Here is an 18,556-nt window from a genome sequence, read left to right as displayed (position 1 = left end):
GCCGGCGTGTTCCCCCCCCAACGCGCCCCGCCCCCCCCCCTCCCCCGGGGCCGGCCCGGCCGAGGCGGATCCGGGCCTGTCAGGCGCAGCTCTCGCCGTTGACGGTGAAGTCCTCGGGAGCGGGGTTGGAGCCCCCGTGGCTGCCGTTGAACCCGGCGCTGACCGAGGACCCCGGAGCGATGTCGGAGTTCCACGACAGGCCGGTGGCCGTGACGGCGTCGCCGTCCTGGGACCACTCGGCGTTCCATCCGTGCCCGAGCCGCTGGCCCTCGGCGAACGCGAAGCCCAGCCTCCAGTCGCGGATGGCCGAGTCGCCGGTGTTGGTGATCGTCACCGACGCGCTGAACCCGCCGTCCCAGCTGTTGGCGGTGTAGTCGACCTCGCAGGCGGCCCCGCCGCCGGTGTCGCCCGGCTCGGTGGTGAACGCGGCACTCGGTCCGGGCTCGGACTCGTTGCCCGCGCCGTCGCGGGCGACGACGTGGACGGTGTAGTCGGTGTCGGCCTCCAGCCCGGTCAGGGTGAAGGAGGTGCCCTCGGCGGAGCCGAGCTTCGCGGCGGAGCCGCCGTCCACCCGGTAGACGTCGTAGCCGTCCACCCCGCTGCCGCCTTCGTCGGTCGAGGCGTCCCAGGTCAGGCTCGCCTCGGACGAGGTGACGTCCGAGACCGCCGGTTTGCCCGGTGCGGAGGGGGCGGTCTCGTCGTCCGGTGCGTCACCGGAGCCGGTCTGGTCGGCGACGAAGGACGACACGAACGCCAGCGGCGCGTTCCAGTTGATGGTGAGCTCGTTGGTGGCCCAGGACTCGATGTCGTCGATGTAGCAGAACTGGGGAGCGCAGCCCTCCAGCTTGTCCTCCGCGACGGGGTCCCAGGTGCCCGGCTGCGAGTTGGGTCCGCCCGAGAGCGTGCCGTCGGGCGGGTTGGGCAGGTCCGGGTCGAGCTGGTGGGCGTACCAGCGGCTGTGCTGGTTCTGCGCGGCGTTCTCGCCGTAGCCGGTGACATAGGACTGGCCCAGGGCGTTGCGGCCCAGGATGTAGTCCATGCCCTCCAGCACGCCGTCACGGTAGGCGTCGTCACCGGTCAGGTCGTAGGCCGCGGCCATGACCACCATGTTGTTGAGCACCTGGCTGTTGGAGCCCCACACGAACTCGTTCTCCGGCGGAGCGTAGGGCAGGCCGAAGGGGTGGTCCCGCAGCGTGTCCAGGTAGCCTTCGGCGCCGGCGGTCACCGTGTCGGCCACGCGGTCGCGGTCGTCGAGCTCGTTGGGCACCAGCGCCAGGTCGATCCGGCCGAGCGCCGCCACGGCGCCCCAGGAGATGCCTCCGGCGGTGAAGACGTCCTCGGTGTGCAGCGGAGAGTCGAGCACCGCATCCTCGTAGGACTGCTCGCCGGTGGTGATGAACAGCTCGGCCGCGGCCCAGTAGAACTCGTCGGAGACGTCGTCGTCGTTGTAGGGCCCGCCGCCGACGCCCTCGGCCGGGGCGTAGACGTCCGGGTTGGCCTGTGCCGCCTGCCACGCCGTCTCGGCGGCCGTGAGGCACCGCGCGGCGAAGTCGGCGTCGTAGGACTCGAACACGCGGGCGCACTGCGCGCCGGTGGCGGCGAGGTTGAGCGTGGCCGCCGTGGACGGCGGCTGAAGGTAGCGCGGCTGCGGGTCGTCGGCCGGCATCAGCGGCAGGCCGGTCCACTCCGCGTCGTGGATCTTGTGGTGCGCCATTCCGGCGAGCTCCTCGCCCTCGGGCACCTGCATCTTCATCAGGAAGTCCATCTCCCAGCGCGCCTCGTCCAGCACGTCGGGGACGCCGTTGCCCTGCTCGGGGATCGGCAGCGTGCCGTCCTCCAGGCGCCCCGGACGCGCGGACTCGGCGTAGGAGGTGCGCTCCCAGACACTCATCACCTGCGCCGCGGAGATGCCGCCGTTGACCACGTACTTTCCGTGGTCTCCGGCGTCGTACCAGCCGCCGGAGACGTCCAGCTCGTAGTCGCAGCCGGAGTCGGGTGCGCACGGCACGCTCAGGTCTCCCTGGTTGGGCTCGACGCCGACGTGGCCGGCCGCGCGGCCGTAGCCGGGCATCAGGGAGTCGTCGATCTCGATGCCGCTGCGCTGTGGGTAGTAGAGCGAAAGAGAGTCGGAGCGCAGGGCCTTGTAGGCGCTGCCGGAGATGTCGAAGGGGTGGCTGGTGTGCTCGCCGACGGTGAGCGTGTACCCGGCCCCCTCGGTGGTGTAGTCGCCGAAGTCGATGGAGTGGACGTTCTGCCCCGAGCTCTGCTCGCTGCCCTGCGGCTCGGTCCGCCCCTCGGCGACCGCCTCGCCGTCGGCGTCGTTCAGCGTCCAGGGCCGAGCGGTGGCGGCGTCGGTGACCAGCGTGGCGTTCTTGGGCCCGTCCGGCAGGTAGCCGACCTGGTTGACCTTGATCGGCGGACCCGTGTCGGGCTCGTAGACGGGCGGATCGGCCCCGTCCTGGAGGGAGACGTCGTCCAGGCAGAACGTCCAGGCGTCGGCCTCGCCGCCGATCTGGAAGGCCAGCTGGGCGTCCTCGATGGTCGAGTCGGCGGTGAAGGCGTAGGTGAAGGTCTGCGCCTCTGCGGTGAGAGCCGGGTTCTCGGTCAGGTACGCCGTGTAGGGGTCTACCGGCTCCTGGATCAGCGCGCGGATCGTGGTCCCCGGTTCGGCGCTGGCGGTGAAGGTCAGTTCGTAGGACTCGCCGGAGGTGAGGGAGAGGCCGTCCTGGCCGACGATCGCGTCCCAGGCGTTGGCGGTGCCTCCTTCGACGTCGGCGCACAGCCGGCCGTCGACGACCTCGGCGGGAGCGTTCTCGGTGTTCCACCAGCCGGTCTTGCCGTCGTCGAAGGAGCCGTTGGCCACGAGCTCGGCCGCGTGCGCCGCGGGAGCTCCGGCCAGCAGGGACACTGCGAGAGCGGAGGCGGCCGTGACCGCCCCTGCGGCGAATCCGCCGCGGGATGGGGATGGGCTCATGAGAGTCCTCACGTTGGGGGATGTGGGGGATCGCGAAGAGAGAGGGGGCGGGGACTCGCCGATGTGCTGTTGTCGTGATGTGGGAGCGCTCCCACGCCTCATGGATCGTGACAGTGCGGCGGGGGTGTGTCAATGGACACACGCACCGCCGCCGCTCGGAAGGCCGCCTCGAACCGCTTCGATTCCACAGTCGTGCATCCGGCGTGAACTCGCGGTCCGCGGGGCAGCGCGGGCGCGCATAACGAACCGGTCTCGACTCGCGCCGTCCGGTCCGGGAATGAGGCCCGCGAGCGCACATCTCCGTCGATCTTGTAGCCATCGTCACTGGAAATCGTTTTCCTTCACGATAGCTACAAGATCAACGGGGGTCGGGTGCTCAGCAGGCTGTCAGTCGGGGGGCTCGGCGGGCACGGGGGGCTCGGTGGAAATCTCAGGCGGCCGGCAGCCGTGCCGCTTTGCCGACGCCTCGGCGAAGGTGCGCAGATCGGCGTGCTCGCTTCGGGTCAGCGGGGTGTCGATGAGGCCGCGATCGCTGTCCTCGACCAGCTCCGCCATGTACACGGCGTCGCCGAGGGCGCCGCCGCAGTCGGCCGAGCCCCACGCGCCGAAGTTCGTGGCGCCGGTGGCCTCGTCCCACTCCCCGTACCTCGCCTCGCTGTGGTCGCGCACGAAGGGGCCGTAGTAGGACCGCAGCACCAGCGAGCCTTCGAGAACGCAGCTCTCGGTCGGAGCGGTGCGGGCGGCCGTCTCCAGGACCCACGGCTGCGAGGTCACCCCCTCGCAGGTGCCGTCGGCGCGGTCGGCCGGCAGATGCTCAGCGGTGGCGTTCGTGGAGCCGACCTCGCCGATCCTGCCGCCGGGATCGCCGTCGCAGCCGGTGGCCTGCGCCGCCCGCTCCGCGGCCCCGGTGGCGATACGGACGAGGCCGCGCCGCACGGCGGGGTCGGCGGTGTCGCTGTCGGTGAGGCGGGCGGTCACCAGGATGCCGGAGCCGTGCCGGCGGTCCCAGGCCGGGCAGTCGAGCAGGACGGAGGTGCCGAGCTTTCCGTAGTCGTCTCCGTAGGCCGGAAGACCGGACTCGTCGGGAACGAGGAAGCCGGACCAGCCGCCGGGCAGCGGTACCGGCAGCGGGCCGTCGAGTCTCTGGAAGACGTAGTGACCGAGCGGGTCGCGGCTGCCGCTCGCCGACTCGATCTGCACGCTGAGGTCGTTGGCCTGGCAGACGGTCGCGAGGCCGTCCGGTTCCACCACGGTCGGTGAGACGTCGTAGGTGTTGCTGCTGAGGTCGAGGTCGTTGCCGCCGAATCCGCTCGCGGTGGTACCGGTCAGCGCCAGGACCTCGTCCACCGGCAGCATGCCGCCGCACGCCTCGGCCAGCCGGGCGCCGGGCGTCTGCTCCTTGATCCAAACGTAGGCGCCGCAGCCGCCGGCGAGGAGGGCGGCCGCGGCCGCGGCCGCCGTGATGCGCCTGGCCCGCACGCCGAGATCGCTCCAGCCCACGTCGCTCCTCTGCTGCTGATCCCGGAAACCGGCCAAGCGGACAGAGTAGTGGCACACGTCGCACTTCGTGCAACGCGGGGTTCCAAGCGGCAGCGGACGGTGAGGCGGGCCCGGGCGCTGGACCGCCTGGCCGCGGGCGGCCTGATCGAGGTCGACCGGGAGGAGACCGTCGACGGTCGGCCCGCCGGTACCTCCGCATCACCGGCGACGGGCGTGAAGCGGTCACCGCGGAGGCGCGGCGCATGCGGCAGGCTGCGGCCGTCGTCATCGGCGCGCCGGCCGTCCTCTGCGGGACGGCGACCGCATGAGGGCCGGAGGCAACGGCACCGGGCAGGCCTCCGGCGGCACCGGCCGCACCCGGCTGGAGCGCAGGTACGACCTGCTGCTGCGCAGCTACCCCGACCGCTATCGCGCCGCGCACGGCTCCGAGATCGTTGGCACCCTTCTGGAGGCCGCGGAACCGGAGCGCAGCCGCCCTACGCTTCGCGAGGCGCTCGCGCTGGTCCGCGGCGGACTGGCCGTTCGTGCGCGCCGGGCGGTAGACCATCCGCTCCGCGGTGGCTGGACGGCCTGCACCTGGGCGTGTTCCTGCTCGCCCTGTTCATCCTGGTTCGCGCCGCGCGAATCAACGCCGCCTTGGGCGGCGCATGGTTTCTGGCCGTCCTCAGCCGCGTGGCGGGGCGGGCAGTTCGGGAGGGGCGCAGCCGTGCCGCTTTGCCGACGCCTCGGCGAAGGTGCGCAGATCGGCGTGCTCGCTTCGGGTCAGCGGGGTGTCGGCGAAGCTGCGACCGCTGTCCTCGACGGGATGCACCGAGTACACGGCGTCGCCCTGGGCGCCACCGCAGGCCGCCGAGCCCCACACGGCGGTGGAGGTGGCACCGGTGGCCGACTCCCAACCGCCGTATCTCTGCTCGCCGGCGTTGCGCACGTAGGGGCCGTAGACGGACCGCAGCTCCAGCGCGCCTTCGAGCACGCAGGATTCGACCGGCGCGGTGCGCGCCGCCGTCTCCAGAACCCACAGATGCGATGCCACGCCCTTGCATGTGCCTTCGGCCCTGTGGGCTCGCAGGTGCGCGACGGTGGCGTCGGGGGAGTCGACCTCGCCGATCCTGCCGCCGGGCTCGGCTTCGCAGCCGGTGGCCCGCGCCGCGCGCTCCGCGGTCCGGGTGGCGACACGGGCGGTGTCGCGCAGTACGGCGGAGTAGTCCCAGGTTTCGACGTTCACCAGGATGCCGGAGCCGTGCCGGCGATCCCAGTTCGGGCAGTCCAGCAGGACGGAGGCGCCGAGGCTGTCCCCATCGGCGTCGCTGACGAGGAAGCCGGACCAGTCGGCGGGCAACGGGACCGGCAGCGGCTCGCCCGGGCCGTTGTAGTTGCCGGTGACAACAGGTTCGCCACCGCTGCTCGCGGTCTCGATCCGCACGCGGACAGAGTTGGCCTCGCAGAACGTCGGGAGGCCGTCCGGTTCATCCACGCTCGGCGAATCGTCGTAGGTGTTGCTGCTGAGTTCGAGGTCGTCGCCGCCGAATCCGCTCGCGGTGGTACCGGTCAGCCCAAGGACCTCGTCCACCGGCAGCATGCCGCCGCACGCCTCGGCCAGCCGGGCGCCGGGCGTCTGCTCCGCCACCCACGCATAGCCGCCGTAGCCGCCCGCAAGCAGCGCCGCCGCGGCGGATGCCGCCACGGCGCGTTTGCCCCACGGGTTGATACCGCTCCAGCCCATACAGCTCCCATGACGTTGCACCCGGACACCGGCGAGGCAAGCAGCGTAGTCGTACTCGTCGCACGTCGTTCAGCCCCGGGGTCTTCGTATGGCCGTGCAGCGAGACGCGGGGCGAGGGATTCGGCCGGGACCTGATACTGAGCTGAAGAGGCCGAAAGGCCGACGCCCCGGTTCGCCGGGCCGACGGCCCTTTCGGGCTCTCCGGTGTACCGGGAGGCCTCACTCGGCGGAGCGCTCCGGCGGGCCGTGCGCGCCGATCAGGGCGGCGGTGGCGCCCTCGGCCAGGCTGTCCAGGTAGTCGGCGGACGCGGGCCTGCGGGTGACGGCGACGCGCCAGTACAACGGTCCGAAGACCATGTCGAAGGCGAGTTCGGCGTCGGTGTCGGCCGGCAGGTCGCCACGCTCGACCGCGTTCTTCACGATCACCGCGCTGAGCCCCTGCTGGGTCTCCCGTAGTGCGTTCTCCAGAGTTTCGGCTATGTCGGGGTTCCGAGCCGCTTCGGCCAAAAGGTCGGGTACGATCTGCGATGCCAGAGGGTGGCGCATCGCCTGGGCGCCCGCGTCGAGCAGTTCGCGTATGTCGCCGCTCAGCGTTCCGGTGTCAGGCACCGGCATCACCTTCACCGCGGCCGCCGAGACGACCTCGACGACCATTTGCAGCTTGGAGTTCCAGCGGCGGTAGATTGCGGTCTTGCCGACGCCCGCCCGTCTGGCCACGGCCTCGATGGACAGGCGCCCGTATCCGTGCCTGGCGAGTTCGGTGAAGACGGCCGCCTGGATCGCCAGCGTGACATCCTTCTGCAGAACAGCGGCTCCCGCGGGTGCGCGCCGCCCTCGCCGGGGCTGGTTCTCTGCATTGGACACACGGCCATCCTAACGCAGGACGAAACGGTTGCGTTCTGTCCTCGATCGATCTACGCTGGCGGGGCGACGAAACGGTTGCGTTCTGACGTGATTTCGCAGGTGAAGCACTGGTCGGGAGCTGTCGCGGCGCCCCCATCCCTTAGTTTCTGAGAGCAACCCGAAGTGAGCAGAAGCGTGGCACAAGACGGAATCACCAGGGATCGGCCCGATCCCGACTCAGCGGACCTGGCAGCCAGGCACGGCCTGTCGGTCAGCGGCGCGCGGCCGGGCCTGGTCGAGTACATCCGCAGGTTGTGGCAGCACCGGTACTTCATCGGCGAGTTCGCGCGAGCGCGGTCGAGCGCCAAGTACACTCGTGCACGCCTCGGCGGGCTCTGGTTCGTCCTCACCCCGCTGCTGAACGCGGCCGTCTACTACCTGATCTTCGGCCTGCTCCTCGGCACCAGCCGAGGCGTGGCGGACTTCGTCTCGTTCCTGGTGACCGGCGTGTTCGTGTTCACCTTCACCCGCAACACGGTGACGAGCGGCGTGAAGTCCATCTCCGGCGAGCGCGGGCTGATCCGGGCCCTGCACTTCCCCCGGGCGGTGCTGCCCATCACTCAGGTGACCATCCAGCTCCGCCAGATCGCGATCTCCATGGTGGTGCTGATGGTGATCGTCGTCGCGCGGGGGAACTTCCCCGACTGGGGCTGGCTGCTGGTCGTGCCCGTCCTGGTCCTGCAGCTGCTGTTCAACACGGGGCTGGCCATGTGGGCCGCCCGGCTGGGCAGCAAGTCGACCGACGCCGCCCAGTGGCTGCCGTTCGTGCTGCGTGCCTGGATGTACGGGTCGGGCGTGCTCTACTTGGTAGAGGACCGGGCGGCGAACGCACCCGCGTGGGTGCTGAACCTGCTCGACATGCAGCCGGCCGCCGTCTACATCGACCTCATGCGATTCGCGCTGATGAACACCGAGAACTTCGGCACCGAGTACCTGCCGGCCCATGTCTGGCTGCTCGCCCTCGGCTGGGCGCTGCTCTCGCTGTTCGCCGGGTTCGTCTACTTCTACCGGGCTGAGGAGGAGTACGGCCGTGACTGACGTGTCCGAACAGGCCCAGCAGAGCGGGCAGGCCGAGGCGGAGCAGAACCGGCCGCCCACGGTCATCGTGGACAACCTGCACATCGTCTACCGGCTGCGCGGCTCCGCGGCCGGCGGTAAGGGAAAGGGCGGCGGCAAGGGCAAGGCCGAGCTGCGTGCCCAGGCTGCCGCGGCCCGGCAGGAGCAGCAGCAGGAGCGGCGGCGCAGCGGCCGCGGGCGCGCCTCCCGGGCGCTGCGCCGCCTGACGGGGCGCACCGACGCCTCGGAGAAGAAGGGCGGCCGCACGGTGCACGCCATCAAGGGCGTGAGCTTCACCGCGTACCGGGGCGAGGCCATCGGCGTGATCGGCTCCAACGGCTCCGGCAAGTCCACGATCCTGCGCGCGATCGCCGGGCTGATGCCGGCCGAGGCCGGTCGCGTCTACACCGAGGGCCAGCCCTCGCTGCTGGGCGTCAACGCCGCCCTGATGAACGACCTCAGCGGCGAGCGCAACGTCATCCTGGGCTGCCTGGCGATGGGAATGACGCCGCAGGAGGCCTACGAGAAGCGCGAGGACATCATCAAGTTCTCCGGCATCAACGAGAAGGGCGACTTCAGCTCGCTGCCGATGCGCGCCTACTCTTCGGGCATGGCCGCCCGGCTGCGCTTCGCGATCGCCTCGGCCAAGAACCACGACGTGCTGATGATCGACGAGGCGCTGGCCACCGGCGACCGCAAGTTCCGCAGGCGCTCCGAGGCCCGCATCCGCGAATTGCGCGGCGAGGCGGGCACGGTCTTCCTGGTGAGCCACAGCAACAAGTCCATCCGCGACACCTGCGACCGGGTGCTGTGGCTGGAGAGCGGCAGCCTGGTCATGGACGGCCCCACCGACGAGGTGCTGGAGGCCTACGAGGAGTTCATGAACGGCTGAATCCCGTTGATCTTGTAGCCATCGTGAAGGAAAACGATTTCCGTTTGCGATGGCTACAAGATCGACGGCGGTGGGCCGGGTGCAGCCGCGCCGCTCGGGCGCGTATGGGATTGTGGGCTCCATGCCACGCCCTTCGCCGACCAGGCAGGCGCCGCGCCGCGGGCGGCCCGGGTACGACCAGGAGACGGTCCTTCGCTGCGCCATAGACCTGTTCAACCGCCGCGGATACGACGGCACGAGCGTCGGAGACCTCGCCCGTGAACTGGGGCTGACCAAGTCGGCCATCTACCACCACTTCCCGAGCAAGGCCGACCTGCTGAAGGGCGCCCTCAGTGAGGCGCTGGACGCGCTGGCGGTGGTCATCGACACGGCCGCGGCCAGCGAGGACGGGGAGCAGGGGAGCGCCTACGACCGCCTGGTCTCCGCGGTGCGCCAGGCCGTTCATGTGCTGGTCGGCCACCTTCCGGCGGTGACGCTGCTGCTGCGCGTGCACGGAAACAGCGAGGTCGAGTCGGACGCGCTGCGCCGGCGCCGGGAGATCGACGCGAAACTCGCGGACCTGGTGCGCGCCGCGGCCGACGAGGGCTCGCTGCGCGCCGACATCCCGCCGGAGCTGACCAGTCGGCTGCTGTTCGGAATGGTCAACTCACTGGTCGAGTGGTACCGGCCGGACGGCCGCCACGACGCCGCGGCGATCGCCGACGCCGTGACGCGCCTGGCCTTCGAGGGGCTGGCGCCGCGCGAGCGGTAGGCGGGTTGCGAGCCGGTCCCCCCGGCTCGCCGGGGGGTGCGGGCGTATGTCGGCACGCACGTCAGGCGTCTGTCCGAGGCGGCCGTCCGGCGTCCAAGGGGCGGCTCGCCCGCCGCCGCCGGACGGGCGCTGAGGGGCGGTGTAGGGCCGGGTGGCGGGCTTGTCACGTGCTAGCCTCGAGGACGTCCCGCAGGCGGTTATCCTCGCGCGGGTAGCGGGGATCCTCCGCCCCGCTCGCAGCCGGCCAGGGAAGAGGCAGGGTGCCGGACTCGAAGAGCGCATCCGGGGCGGCAGCGCCCAAGCGGCGCCCCACCATGGGCGACGTCGCCGCGCACGTGGGGGTGTCCAGGCAGCTGGTGTCGCTGGTCATGCGCGGTCAGGCCGGTCCCAGCGACGAGACCCGCCGCAGGGTCCGCGAGGCCGCCGAGGAGCTGGGATATCGCCCGCACACCGCCGCACAGCTGTTGCGCCGCACCCGCAGCCGACAGATCGGGGTCCTGTTCGACATGGACCAGCCGCACAACGTCGAACTGGTCGAGGGCCTCTACGCCTGCGCCCAGGACGCCGGCTACGGGATCGCGCTCAGCGCCGACGTGCCCTGCCGCGACGAGCGGCAGGCCATCGAGGAGCTGCTCGGGCTGCGCAGCGAGGCCCTCATCCTCACCGGGCTGTCCTCCGACCCTTCGCCCGAGCTGGCCCGGGTGGCCGAGCAGGTGCCCGTGGTCGAGATGAGCCGCAGCGCGTCGGTACCGGGGGCCGACCTTGTGCGCACGTCCGAGGCGCCGGGCATGAGCAGGGCCATCGGCTACCTCGCCGACCTGGGCCACCGCGACATCGTGCACGTCGACGGCGGCGCCGCGCGCGAGGCCGAGGAGCGCCGCGGCGGCTACCGCGACGCCATGCGCCGGCACGGGCTCGCCGACCGCGCGCGAGAGCTTCCCGGCGCGTTCACCGAGGAGTCGGGCGCCCGCGCCGCCCGCGAGCTGCTGGCCCGCGACACGCTGCCCACCGCGGTGGTCACCGCCAACGACCGCTGCGCCCGCGGCCTGCTGGACGTTTTCGTGCGCGCCGGCGTGCGCGTTCCGCAGGACGTGTCGGTCATCGGCTACGACGACAGTCGGCTGGCCCACCTGTCGTTCCTCGACTTGACGTCCGTGCGCCAGGACTCCGCACAGCTCGCCGAGCTTGCGGTGCAGGCGGTGACCGAACGCCTCGACGAAGGGCGCGCGAGCGCCAAGGAGTTCGTGATCACCCCGACGCTCACCGTTCGCGGCACCACGGGCCCGGCCCGGGCCGAGCCGTAGGAGAGGCCACGGCGGGACCGCTCCGCCGGGGGCCGTTCGCGCCTTCGGCGCAGGCGGCTCCCCATGCGGCCCGCCCTCGCCGGGCCGCCGCGCCCGCCCTTCGGCACCCGTCGGCCCGCCCGCTGTGCCCCGTGTCGGAGCCTGTCGCCCCGGTTGCCGACGGCTGTCGGCGCCGGGGCGTCAGCGGATCCGCTCGCCGTACACCCGCTCGACCGCCATCGCCATGAGGACCCTGCGGTCGGCGACCATCACCGACCGGTACTCGTCCCAGTCCGGGTGCTCCCCGGCCGCTCGGCGGTAGTAGTCCACCAGCGCCTCGACCTCGGGGCCCGCGGGGTCGGTCCCCGGACCGGTGAGCTCCACCGGGCCCTCGGCGGTGGCCCATGCCCATCCGTCGGGGCTGGTGGCCTCCAGTGCGGCGCGCGGGTCGCGGCGCAGATTGGCGGTCTTGGCGCGGCCCTCGGTCATCGATACGTATATGACGCCGGACTCCCGGTCGTAGAAGGGCCGCACGGGCGAGAGCTGCGGGCGCCCGTCCGCCTTGATCGTCGCGAGGACTCCGAGCCGGCTTTCCGCGAGCAGGTCGCGCGGACTGAACGTCGTCTGTGTCATATCCGGGGCAAGCGCGCCCGGTCCCGCGCTATTCCCGCTGAGCGGCGAGGCGACTGCGGCGATCGCGCCCGCTCAGCGTGCGCCCTGCCCGCGGGACGACCTCGGCGGCCGGTGGGAAGCAGGTCTCACGGGCCCGTGACCGACCTCATCGACGTGGGCGGCAATCTCCGGATTGCCGCTCTTGGCACGTGCTAGGTATGCGTGGTTCTCTGGACGGGCGTACTTCGCGGCCTCCGCCGGTAGCGGAGCCGCGGCGGTGAACGGGCCTCCGGCCGCCCCGGGGCCGCAGTTCCCGGTGTCCCCGACGCCCCCCGCCCGCACGCCCGCGTGCCGTGCCACCGGCAGCGGGCCCCTGAACCGCGTGAATTCATCGCAAGCGAAAGGCCTAGCCCACCCATGCGCCTCGCCCTGCTCGCCATGGCAATCGGAGCCTTCGGCATCGGAACCACCGAGTTCGTCATCATGGGGCTGCTGCCCGAGGTCTCCGCCGATCTGCACGTGTCGGAGTCGACGGCCGGCAACCTCATCGCCGGATACGCCATCGGCGTCGTCATCGGCGCGCCGCTGCTCACCGTTCTGAGCACGAGACTGCCGCGCCGCGGCGCGCTGCTGCTGTTCATGGGCATGTTCGCCGTCGGCAACCTGCTCACGGCGCTGGCTCCGGAGTTCGGCGCCGTGCTCGGCTTCCGGGTGCTGACGGGGCTGCCGCACGGGGCCTACTTCGGCGCCGCGGCCGTCGCGGCGGCCCAGCTGGCCGAACCGGGGCGGCGGGCGCGCAACGTGGCCCGCGTGTTCCTGGGACTGACCATCGCCAACATCGTCGGGGTGCCCGTCGGCACCTGGCTCGGCCAGGAGCTGGGCTGGCGGGCCACGTTCGGGGTCGTCGCGGCCATCGGGCTCGTCGCCGTGGCCGGAATCGCGCTCTGCGTACCCAGGCTGGCCAAGCCGGAGGGCGTCCGGCTGCGCCACGAGCTGACGGGCCTGGGCAACCGGCAGGTCGTCCTGGGCCTGCTGACGATCGTGCTCGGCTGCTCCGGGGTGTTCGCGGTCTACACCTACATTGCTCCGACGATGAAGGCACTGGCCGACTACACCGAAGCGGGCGTGACCGGCGTGCTGGCCCTGTTCGGGGTCGGGATGACGCTGGGTTCGCTCATCGGCGGCCGGATGGCCGACCGCGCCCTGCGGCCCTCGGTCTACGGCACCCTCGCCTCGCTGGCGCTGGTACTGCTGGCGTTCTCCTTCCTGGCCCGCAACCCGTGGACGGCGGCGCTGGCGGTCCTCCTGCTGGGAATGGCCTGCTTCGCGACCGCCACGGTCATCCAGGTGTTCCTGATGGTCAAGGCCGAGCACGCGCCGACCCTCACCTCCGCGTCCCACCACGCGGCGTTCAACCTCGCCAACGCAATCGGCGCCTGGATCGGGGGCGCGGCCATCGGCGCGGGTCTGGGCTACGGCGCCCCCGCCCTGGCCGGTGCCGCGATGGCCGGGTTCGGGTTGTCGCTGGCCCTCGCCGCCGGACGCCTCGACCGCCCCCGCCCGCAGCACGCGGCGGGGGAGGACCCGGGCCCGCCGGAAGCCGACCTCGTCTCCGCCGGCAGCGGCTCCGCTCGCTGACCGCGCGCGGCGGCCGCTCCGGAACCGACCGGCGGCCCCCGGGCCCGGGCCCGGGCCCGGGGGCCGCCGGAGGAACCGGTGGCCCGTCGATCTTGTAGCTATCGTAAAGGAAAGCGATTTCCGTTTGCGATGGCTACAAGATCGACGGTGATGTTCGGTGGTTGCCGCCCTAGATCAGCGAATCCAACGCCTGCAGCGCGGCGTCTCGCCGTAGCCGGTCGTGGAAGTGCTGATTGCGGTAATTGCGGAGGCAGCTGTAGCGGGAGGTCTCCGGGCCGCAGTCGCAGTTGCGGACCCGTTTCTCCGCCACTCGTTCGGCGGGTCCGGGCGTGGGTGGACGCCGGCATCGAACCGGCCGACATCGCGGTCACGGTCCGCTTCCACGCGCCCGCTAAGAAGGTGAAGGAGGCCCTGAAGGAGGAAGGGCTCGCCTCGGTGCTGCTGAGCTCCGATCCGAAACCGGACACCGAAGGCGTGCGGGTGGGCTCCTGGTACGCGCTCAAGGGCCTGGAGTTCCGCTGCGTGGCGGTGGCCGGGGTGTGCGAGTGGGCGCTGCCCCTGGCCAAGGCCGTCACCCCGCAGGAGGTCGATCCGATCCAGCACGCGACCGACATGATGAGTGAACGCTGCCTGCTGTTCGTCGCCTGCACACGGGCGCGCGACCGCCTGCACGTGTCGTGGCACGGCACGCCGAGCGAGTTCATCGAAGAGGCGGAGATCGCCTGAACTGCGGGCAACAGCGCCGGGCGGTGGCGTGGCCCGCCCGGCGGCGAAGAGCACGCCCCCTCCGCGCGGGGATCCGCTCTGCCCCGGAGCGGCCGCCGGAGGTTCAGCGCAGGAGGGCCTCGGCCGCTGCTCGCGCGTCGCGGGCGGACGCGGCGTCGCCGGTGATGCCCGCGGTGACGATGGCGCCCTCGGCGAGGAGGTACACCGGCTCGACGGCCGTGCTGCCCGCCGCCTCGACCCAGGCCGCGATCTGGTCGTGGAACGCCCGCTTGTGCGAGCGGACCTCGTCGAGGACCGCCGGGGAGGACGAGCCGAGCTCCCCGTGCGCGTTGACCCAGGCGCAGCCGCGAAAGCCCGGCTCCGCGAACCACCGGCCGAGCCAGTCGAAGACCGCCAGGACCCGGGAGCGCGGGTCGTCGAGCCGCTCCACGTGCTCGGCCAGGCTCGCTCGGCACCGCCGGTCGCGCCGCCGGAGCATCGCGACGACCAGGTCCTCCTTGGTGGCGAACAGGGAGTAGATCCGCTTCAGCGGCAGACCGGCCGCCGAACGGATCTCGTCCATCCCGACCGCTCGGACTCCCCGCTCGTAGAAGAGCGACTCGGCGGCGTCCAGCAGGGCCTCGCGGTCCAGGCGGTGCTGCTCCGCGCTGATCGGGGCCGGCATCACAGACTCCTTGACATCGAGAACGACCGTTCCCTAGCGTAGCCGCACCTGTCGAGAACACTTGTTCTCCATCGTGGGAGGCTGCCGTGCCCGAGACCCGTCCTCCGTACCCGCCGTTCGACGACGAGGCCGCGGTGCGGAAGGTCCAGGCCGCCGAGGACGCGTGGAACACCCGCGACCCCGAGCGCGTGGCCCTGGCCTACACGCCGGACTCGGTCTGGCGCAACCGCGACCGGTTCCTCACCGGACGCGAGGAGATCGCGGCGTTCCTGAGGGCCAAGTGGGAGCGGGAACTGGACTACGCCCTGCGCAAGAGCCTGTGGAGCTTCCACGGCAACCGCATCGCGGTCCGCTTCCAGTACGAGTGCCACGACGCCGCAGGCCAGTGGTGGCGCAGCTACGGCAATGAGCTGTGGGAGTTCGACGGCAACGGCCTGATGCGGCGCCGGGAGGCGAGCATCAACGACATCGCGATCGCCGAGGCCGACCGCAGGATCTTCGGTCCCCGGCCGGAGGGTGAGCAGGGCCTCGACATACCGCTCCAGTGAGCGGTTCCGCCCTCCGGCTTCGCCGACGGGCCGAGGGACACCGGGTCCGCGGGCCCCGAGCGGCCGCGCCGAGTTTCACGCAGGCTTGTACTCCTCGTGCGGAACGGCGCGCGCCCATACCGCCTCGAACGCCGAACGGACCAGGGACAGTACCTCCGGTTCGGTGCGCACTTCGCGGTCGACCACCTCGCCGACTCCGGAGAAGTACGTGAAGGATATCGTGGAGTCGTCGAACATCCACAGGTCGGAACCGGGAAGTGCGATGTCGGCCGCATTGCGCCGAGGAAGCCACCGCACCAGTTCCCCGGCAGCGACATTCGGGAACGTGACGTCGTATTCGTACTTGATGTAGTCGGTAACCGGTTCCGATACGATGCGCGCCCGCCGCATCACCACGCCGCGCCCCGTCGTCTCGGCCACAATGTCCAGAAACGGATTCCACCACGATTCCCGGTCGGCAGAGGGGTCGAGGCGCTTGCCGCTCTGCCACGCGATGAACTCCGGGTCGCTGGGCTGGTACGCGTCACGCATCTCCAGATGGACGGCGGAGTGCTGGGCCTTTGCCAGGCCGTCAAGGACGGGATGTGCCATTTCTACTACTCGCTGCCGGGGTTCGGGATGTACTGGCGCATTACCTCCGGAAGGCGGACGATCTTTTCGTGGCTCGGTACCTCTGTGGAATGTCCGGGGATCGAACCGATCTCCTGGCACGCCTGCGTCTCTTCGTCGGTGGCCCTGTAGGACTGGATCATCAGATCTCCCGTGTCCTCGTCCAGCCAGATGGTGGGTGAGTCTGTCGCCGGAGTGCCCGGAATTATCCCGAGAAACCGCAGTCTCATGGCTACCCGCTCCCCATGTTGATCCGATCGAAGTCACCTTCTCAACTTTTACCCAGGGCGAGTCGGCCGTCAACAGCGCGCATAGGCCGACTCGTTTTTCGGCTAGGCGAAACGAGCTTCAGAGGGTGTCTCCAGTTTCCCCAGTGTCCTCAGGGGCGCCGAGGCGGCCGATCGCGGTTTCGACGTCGGCGGCACGGGGGTCCTCGAAGGAGCGCAGGATGTCCAGAGCCGCGCCGAGATGGTGCCGCGCCTTTCCGTTGTCGCCGAGCGTCGCGTAGGCCCTACCCATTCCGGTCAGCGCGGCGGCTTCGCTGTCCCGGTCCTCCAGGGAACGGAACACCTCCAGCGCCTCCGCGTAGGCGCCGACCGCATCGGTGTGCGACCCGGTGTCGGTCAGGACTCGGGCCAACGAAGAACGGCCGTAGGCGCCGCTCAAGGGCTCGCCGGTCTCGGCGAACAGGGATATCGCGGTGCGGCAGTGCTCCAGGGCCGCATCGGTTCGGTCGATCGACCGCTCGTATTCGGCGAGGCTGAGCAGCGCCATACCCTCGCCCCGCCGGTCGTGCGCCGCGCGGAATGCGGCGATCGCCCGGTCGATCAGATCCAGGCCCTCGGTGTCGCCGTCCCGCTCCCAGCGGAGCGCACCGAGTCTGCGCAGCGCGAAGCCCTCGATCCAAGGCGAGCCCGCCTCGCGTGCGAAGTCCTGTGCGGCCGTGTAATGCTCCAGCGCAGCTTCGGCGTCGTCGAGTAGGAGGTTGACTGTGGCGCAGGCGAGGTGGTTGCGCGCCTGTCCCTCGCTGTGGCCCAGGATCCGGGCTGATTCGAGGCCGACCTGCTGGATCCCGCGCCACTCGTGCCAATGCCGGTGAATCTCGAAGAGGCCGGAGGTGTTGGCGGGGATCCGCCACGCGAGATCGTGCATACCGCGGTCGAACGCGGCCTGTACCGCGCGCACGAGGTTGGGGCGTTCCTGCTCGAACCAGGAGAGCGCGGCTGCGGGTTCATCGAAGTTCGCAGCGTCCACTGACGAGTCTTCTCCGGGGATCTCGACGGGTCGGAACGCGGGGGCCCACGCCAGTACCGCGTTGGTCGCGGTGCGCAGGTACCACCGGGTGACCCGCCCGAGGACCGTGTCGGCTTCGCCGACCGGTTCCTCGTCGTCGAGGCGCTCGGTCGCGTAGGCGCGCAGGAGATCGTGTATCCGGTAGCGCTCGTGGCCGGTGCGCTGCACCAGGTTCGCCCGGGCGAGCCCGTCGACGATCGTGCGCGCTCGGCGCAGGGACAGGGACGCCCCCGCGGCGCACGCCGCTACCGAGAAGTCGGGCCCCGGATGGGCACCCAGAGAACGGAACAGCCGCGCGGATTCGGTAGGCAGAGCGGTATAGGAGGCGGCGAAGACCGCGCGGATGTCGCTCAATTCGTCCTCGGGGGTGATGAGAGTGTCGAGGCGCTCGTGCTCGGCCGCAAGTTCTGCGGCGACGTCGTTCAGTGCTGAGCCGGGACGACTCGACAGCAGTTCGGCCAGCACACGCAGCGCTAGCGGCAGGTGCGCGCAGTGGGACACCAGGGCCAGTGCAGCCTCGGGCTCGGCGTCCATTCGGGCGTCGCCCAGATTGGCTCGGAGCAGCGCGAGGGATTCCTCGGCGGTGAGCGTGCTCAGGTCCATGCGTCGCGCTCCCTCCCGCGTCACAAGGCCGGCAAGCGTGCTGCGGCTGGTGATCAGGACCCGACAGGATGGTGAACCCGGCAGAAGCGGACGGACCTGGGCGGGCGAGACGGCGTCGTCGATGAGGACGAGGACGCGCTTGCGGTCGAGCAGGGTGCGGTATAGGGCCGCCCTGCTGTCGAGGTCGAGCGGGATTCCGTCCGCCGGTACGCCCAGCGCCTGAAGAAGCGCTCCGAGGGCCGCCAGGGCGTCCAGCCGCGGGCCGGGGCCGTGGCTGCGCATATTCACGTACAGGTCGCCGTCCGGGTAGTGGGAGCGGACCCGGTGTGCCCAGTGGAGCGCCAGCGCTGTCTTGCCGACTCCGGGGGCTCCGTCGATCATGGAAACACTCCCTGCCCCGTCCGGCTGGACGGCCGCCGCCGCGCCCTGGCCTGGGAAGGCCGCGGCCGGGGCATCGAGCCAGGCGATCTCCGGCCTGCGGTTCACGAACCCGGTGAGCGCGAGCGGAAGTTGGCGGGGTACGGATACGCCCCGGGGAGCGCCGGTTGTCACATGAACGTCGCCGTGAACGGCGTGTGCCTGGACCACGGCGCCCGTGTCCCCCCGGACGTCGTTGCGGACCTCCGCAGCGGCTGCGTTCGGGACATCGAGGGGGGACGGTGCGTCGCGAGTGTCGTCTTCGCGTTCCATCGCTCGCTATCCGGGGGTGAGCGGACTGCGGTGGGGTCCGGTGGGTCGGACGCAGATCGGGTGTGCGGGCGTTTGCCTTTCAGGTTTCCCC

General features: G+C 71.2%; 15 protein-coding genes. 7 read left to right on the top strand and 8 right to left on the bottom strand.

The window, feature by feature from the left end:
- Nucleotides 1-79: 79 nt before the first annotated feature.
- The 4 genes from RM446_RS23185 to RM446_RS23170 form a co-directional block, all read right to left on the bottom strand.
- Entirely contained in the window at nucleotides 80-2,974 is a 2,895-nt protein-coding gene (locus tag RM446_RS23185; protein ID WP_311547551.1) for a glycoside hydrolase family 9 protein, read from the bottom strand.
- 387 nt (nucleotides 2,975-3,361) lie between these two features.
- A complete protein-coding gene (locus RM446_RS23180; RefSeq protein WP_311547550.1) occupies nucleotides 3,362-4,510 on the bottom strand; it encodes a hypothetical protein in 1,149 nt (382 codons plus the stop codon).
- A gap of 628 nt (nucleotides 4,511-5,138) precedes the next feature.
- Nucleotides 5,139-6,197 carry a hypothetical protein gene (locus RM446_RS23175; protein ID WP_311547549.1) on the bottom strand — a complete coding sequence of 353 codons (1,059 nt, stop codon included), beginning with the start codon at nucleotides 6,195-6,197 and terminating at the stop codon, nucleotides 5,139-5,141.
- Between the two features lie 219 nt (nucleotides 6,198-6,416).
- The gene (locus RM446_RS23170; protein ID WP_311547548.1) at nucleotides 6,417-7,061 is read right to left on the bottom strand and encodes a TetR/AcrR family transcriptional regulator; all 645 of its coding nucleotides are present in this window, start codon (nucleotides 7,059-7,061) and stop codon (nucleotides 6,417-6,419) included.
- A 174-nt stretch (nucleotides 7,062-7,235) separates the two neighbouring features.
- On the opposite strand from RM446_RS23170, the gene RM446_RS23165 reads away from it, so the two are divergent.
- The 4 genes from RM446_RS23165 to RM446_RS23150 all read left to right on the top strand — a co-directional run bounded on the left by RM446_RS23165 (nucleotide 7,236) and on the right by RM446_RS23150 (nucleotide 11,103).
- Nucleotides 7,236-8,138, top strand: coding sequence for an ABC transporter permease (locus RM446_RS23165; protein ID WP_311547547.1), 903 nt, complete (start codon nucleotides 7,236-7,238; stop codon nucleotides 8,136-8,138).
- Between the two features lies 1 nt (nucleotide 8,139).
- The gene (locus RM446_RS23160) at nucleotides 8,140-9,048 is read left to right on the top strand and encodes an ABC transporter ATP-binding protein (protein WP_311547553.1); all 909 of its coding nucleotides are present in this window, start codon (nucleotides 8,140-8,142) and stop codon (nucleotides 9,046-9,048) included.
- 121 nt (nucleotides 9,049-9,169) lie between these two features.
- Nucleotides 9,170-9,799: a TetR/AcrR family transcriptional regulator gene (locus tag RM446_RS23155; RefSeq protein WP_311547546.1), complete on the top strand. Its 630-nt coding sequence runs from the start codon at nucleotides 9,170-9,172 to the stop codon at nucleotides 9,797-9,799.
- A gap of 314 nt (nucleotides 9,800-10,113) precedes the next feature.
- Nucleotides 10,114-11,103 carry a LacI family DNA-binding transcriptional regulator gene (locus RM446_RS23150; RefSeq protein WP_311547552.1) on the top strand — a complete coding sequence of 330 codons (990 nt, stop codon included), beginning with the start codon at nucleotides 10,114-10,116 and terminating at the stop codon, nucleotides 11,101-11,103.
- A 180-nt stretch (nucleotides 11,104-11,283) separates the two neighbouring features.
- Here the strand turns inward: RM446_RS23150 and RM446_RS23145 are convergent, their stop codons facing one another.
- Entirely contained in the window at nucleotides 11,284-11,715 is a 432-nt protein-coding gene (locus tag RM446_RS23145; protein WP_311547545.1) for a PPOX class F420-dependent oxidoreductase, read from the bottom strand.
- A 417-nt stretch (nucleotides 11,716-12,132) separates the two neighbouring features.
- Here RM446_RS23145 and RM446_RS23140 point away from each other — a divergent pair, with 417 nt between their 5' ends.
- Both RM446_RS23140 and RM446_RS23135 read left to right on the top strand, forming a co-directional pair.
- Nucleotides 12,133-13,332, top strand: coding sequence for an MFS transporter (locus RM446_RS23140; RefSeq protein ID WP_398695765.1), 1,200 nt, complete (start codon nucleotides 12,133-12,135; stop codon nucleotides 13,330-13,332).
- A gap of 333 nt (nucleotides 13,333-13,665) precedes the next feature.
- Entirely contained in the window at nucleotides 13,666-14,058 is a 393-nt protein-coding gene (locus RM446_RS23135; RefSeq protein WP_311547543.1) for a 3'-5' exonuclease, read from the top strand.
- A gap of 103 nt (nucleotides 14,059-14,161) precedes the next feature.
- On the opposite strand, the gene RM446_RS23130 is transcribed toward RM446_RS23135, so the two are convergent.
- Entirely contained in the window at nucleotides 14,162-14,722 is a 561-nt protein-coding gene (locus RM446_RS23130; protein WP_311547542.1) for a TetR/AcrR family transcriptional regulator, read from the bottom strand.
- A gap of 86 nt (nucleotides 14,723-14,808) precedes the next feature.
- Between RM446_RS23130 and RM446_RS23125 the strand changes: the two genes are divergently transcribed.
- The gene (locus RM446_RS23125; protein WP_311547541.1) at nucleotides 14,809-15,270 is read left to right on the top strand and encodes a nuclear transport factor 2 family protein; all 462 of its coding nucleotides are present in this window, start codon (nucleotides 14,809-14,811) and stop codon (nucleotides 15,268-15,270) included.
- Nucleotides 15,271-15,345: 75 nt separating this feature from the next.
- Here the strand turns inward: RM446_RS23125 and RM446_RS23120 are convergent, their stop codons facing one another.
- Nucleotides 15,346-15,861, bottom strand: coding sequence for a DUF6879 family protein (locus tag RM446_RS23120; RefSeq protein WP_311547540.1), 516 nt, complete (start codon nucleotides 15,859-15,861; stop codon nucleotides 15,346-15,348).
- Nucleotides 15,862-16,227: 366 nt separating this feature from the next.
- Nucleotides 16,228-18,156, bottom strand: a complete 1,929-nt coding sequence (locus tag RM446_RS23115) for a tetratricopeptide repeat protein (RefSeq protein ID WP_311547539.1) — start codon at nucleotides 18,154-18,156, stop codon at nucleotides 16,228-16,230.
- Nucleotides 18,157-18,556 lie beyond the last annotated feature (400 nt).

The sequence above is a fragment of the Streptomonospora wellingtoniae genome (genome assembly GCF_031845375.1).
Taxonomy (GTDB): domain Bacteria; phylum Actinomycetota; class Actinomycetes; order Streptosporangiales; family Streptosporangiaceae; genus Streptomonospora; species Streptomonospora wellingtoniae.
This window is presented reverse-complemented; position numbering and strand designations above follow the sequence as displayed.

Excerpts from the sequence above, each read along its gene's own strand:
- RM446_RS23140 (WP_398695765.1), top strand. The coding sequence starts at position 12,133 with ATGGCAATCGGAGCCTTCGGCATCGGAACCACCGAGTTCGTCATCATG.
- RM446_RS23145 (WP_311547545.1), bottom strand. The coding sequence starts at position 11,715 with ATGACACAGACGACGTTCAGTCCGCGCGACCTGCTCGCGGAAAGCCGG.
- RM446_RS23130 (WP_311547542.1), bottom strand. The coding sequence starts at position 14,722 with ATGCCGGCCCCGATCAGCGCGGAGCAGCACCGCCTGGACCGCGAGGCC.
- RM446_RS23155 (WP_311547546.1), top strand. The coding sequence starts at position 9,170 with ATGCCACGCCCTTCGCCGACCAGGCAGGCGCCGCGCCGCGGGCGGCCC.
- RM446_RS23150 (WP_311547552.1), top strand. The coding sequence starts at position 10,114 with ATGGGCGACGTCGCCGCGCACGTGGGGGTGTCCAGGCAGCTGGTGTCG.
- RM446_RS23120 (WP_311547540.1), bottom strand. The coding sequence starts at position 15,861 with ATGGCACATCCCGTCCTTGACGGCCTGGCAAAGGCCCAGCACTCCGCC.
- RM446_RS23175 (WP_311547549.1), bottom strand. The coding sequence starts at position 6,197 with ATGGGCTGGAGCGGTATCAACCCGTGGGGCAAACGCGCCGTGGCGGCA.
- RM446_RS23185 (WP_311547551.1), bottom strand. The coding sequence starts at position 2,974 with ATGAGCCCATCCCCATCCCGCGGCGGATTCGCCGCAGGGGCGGTCACG.
- RM446_RS23115 (WP_311547539.1), bottom strand. The coding sequence starts at position 18,156 with ATGATCGACGGAGCCCCCGGAGTCGGCAAGACAGCGCTGGCGCTCCAC.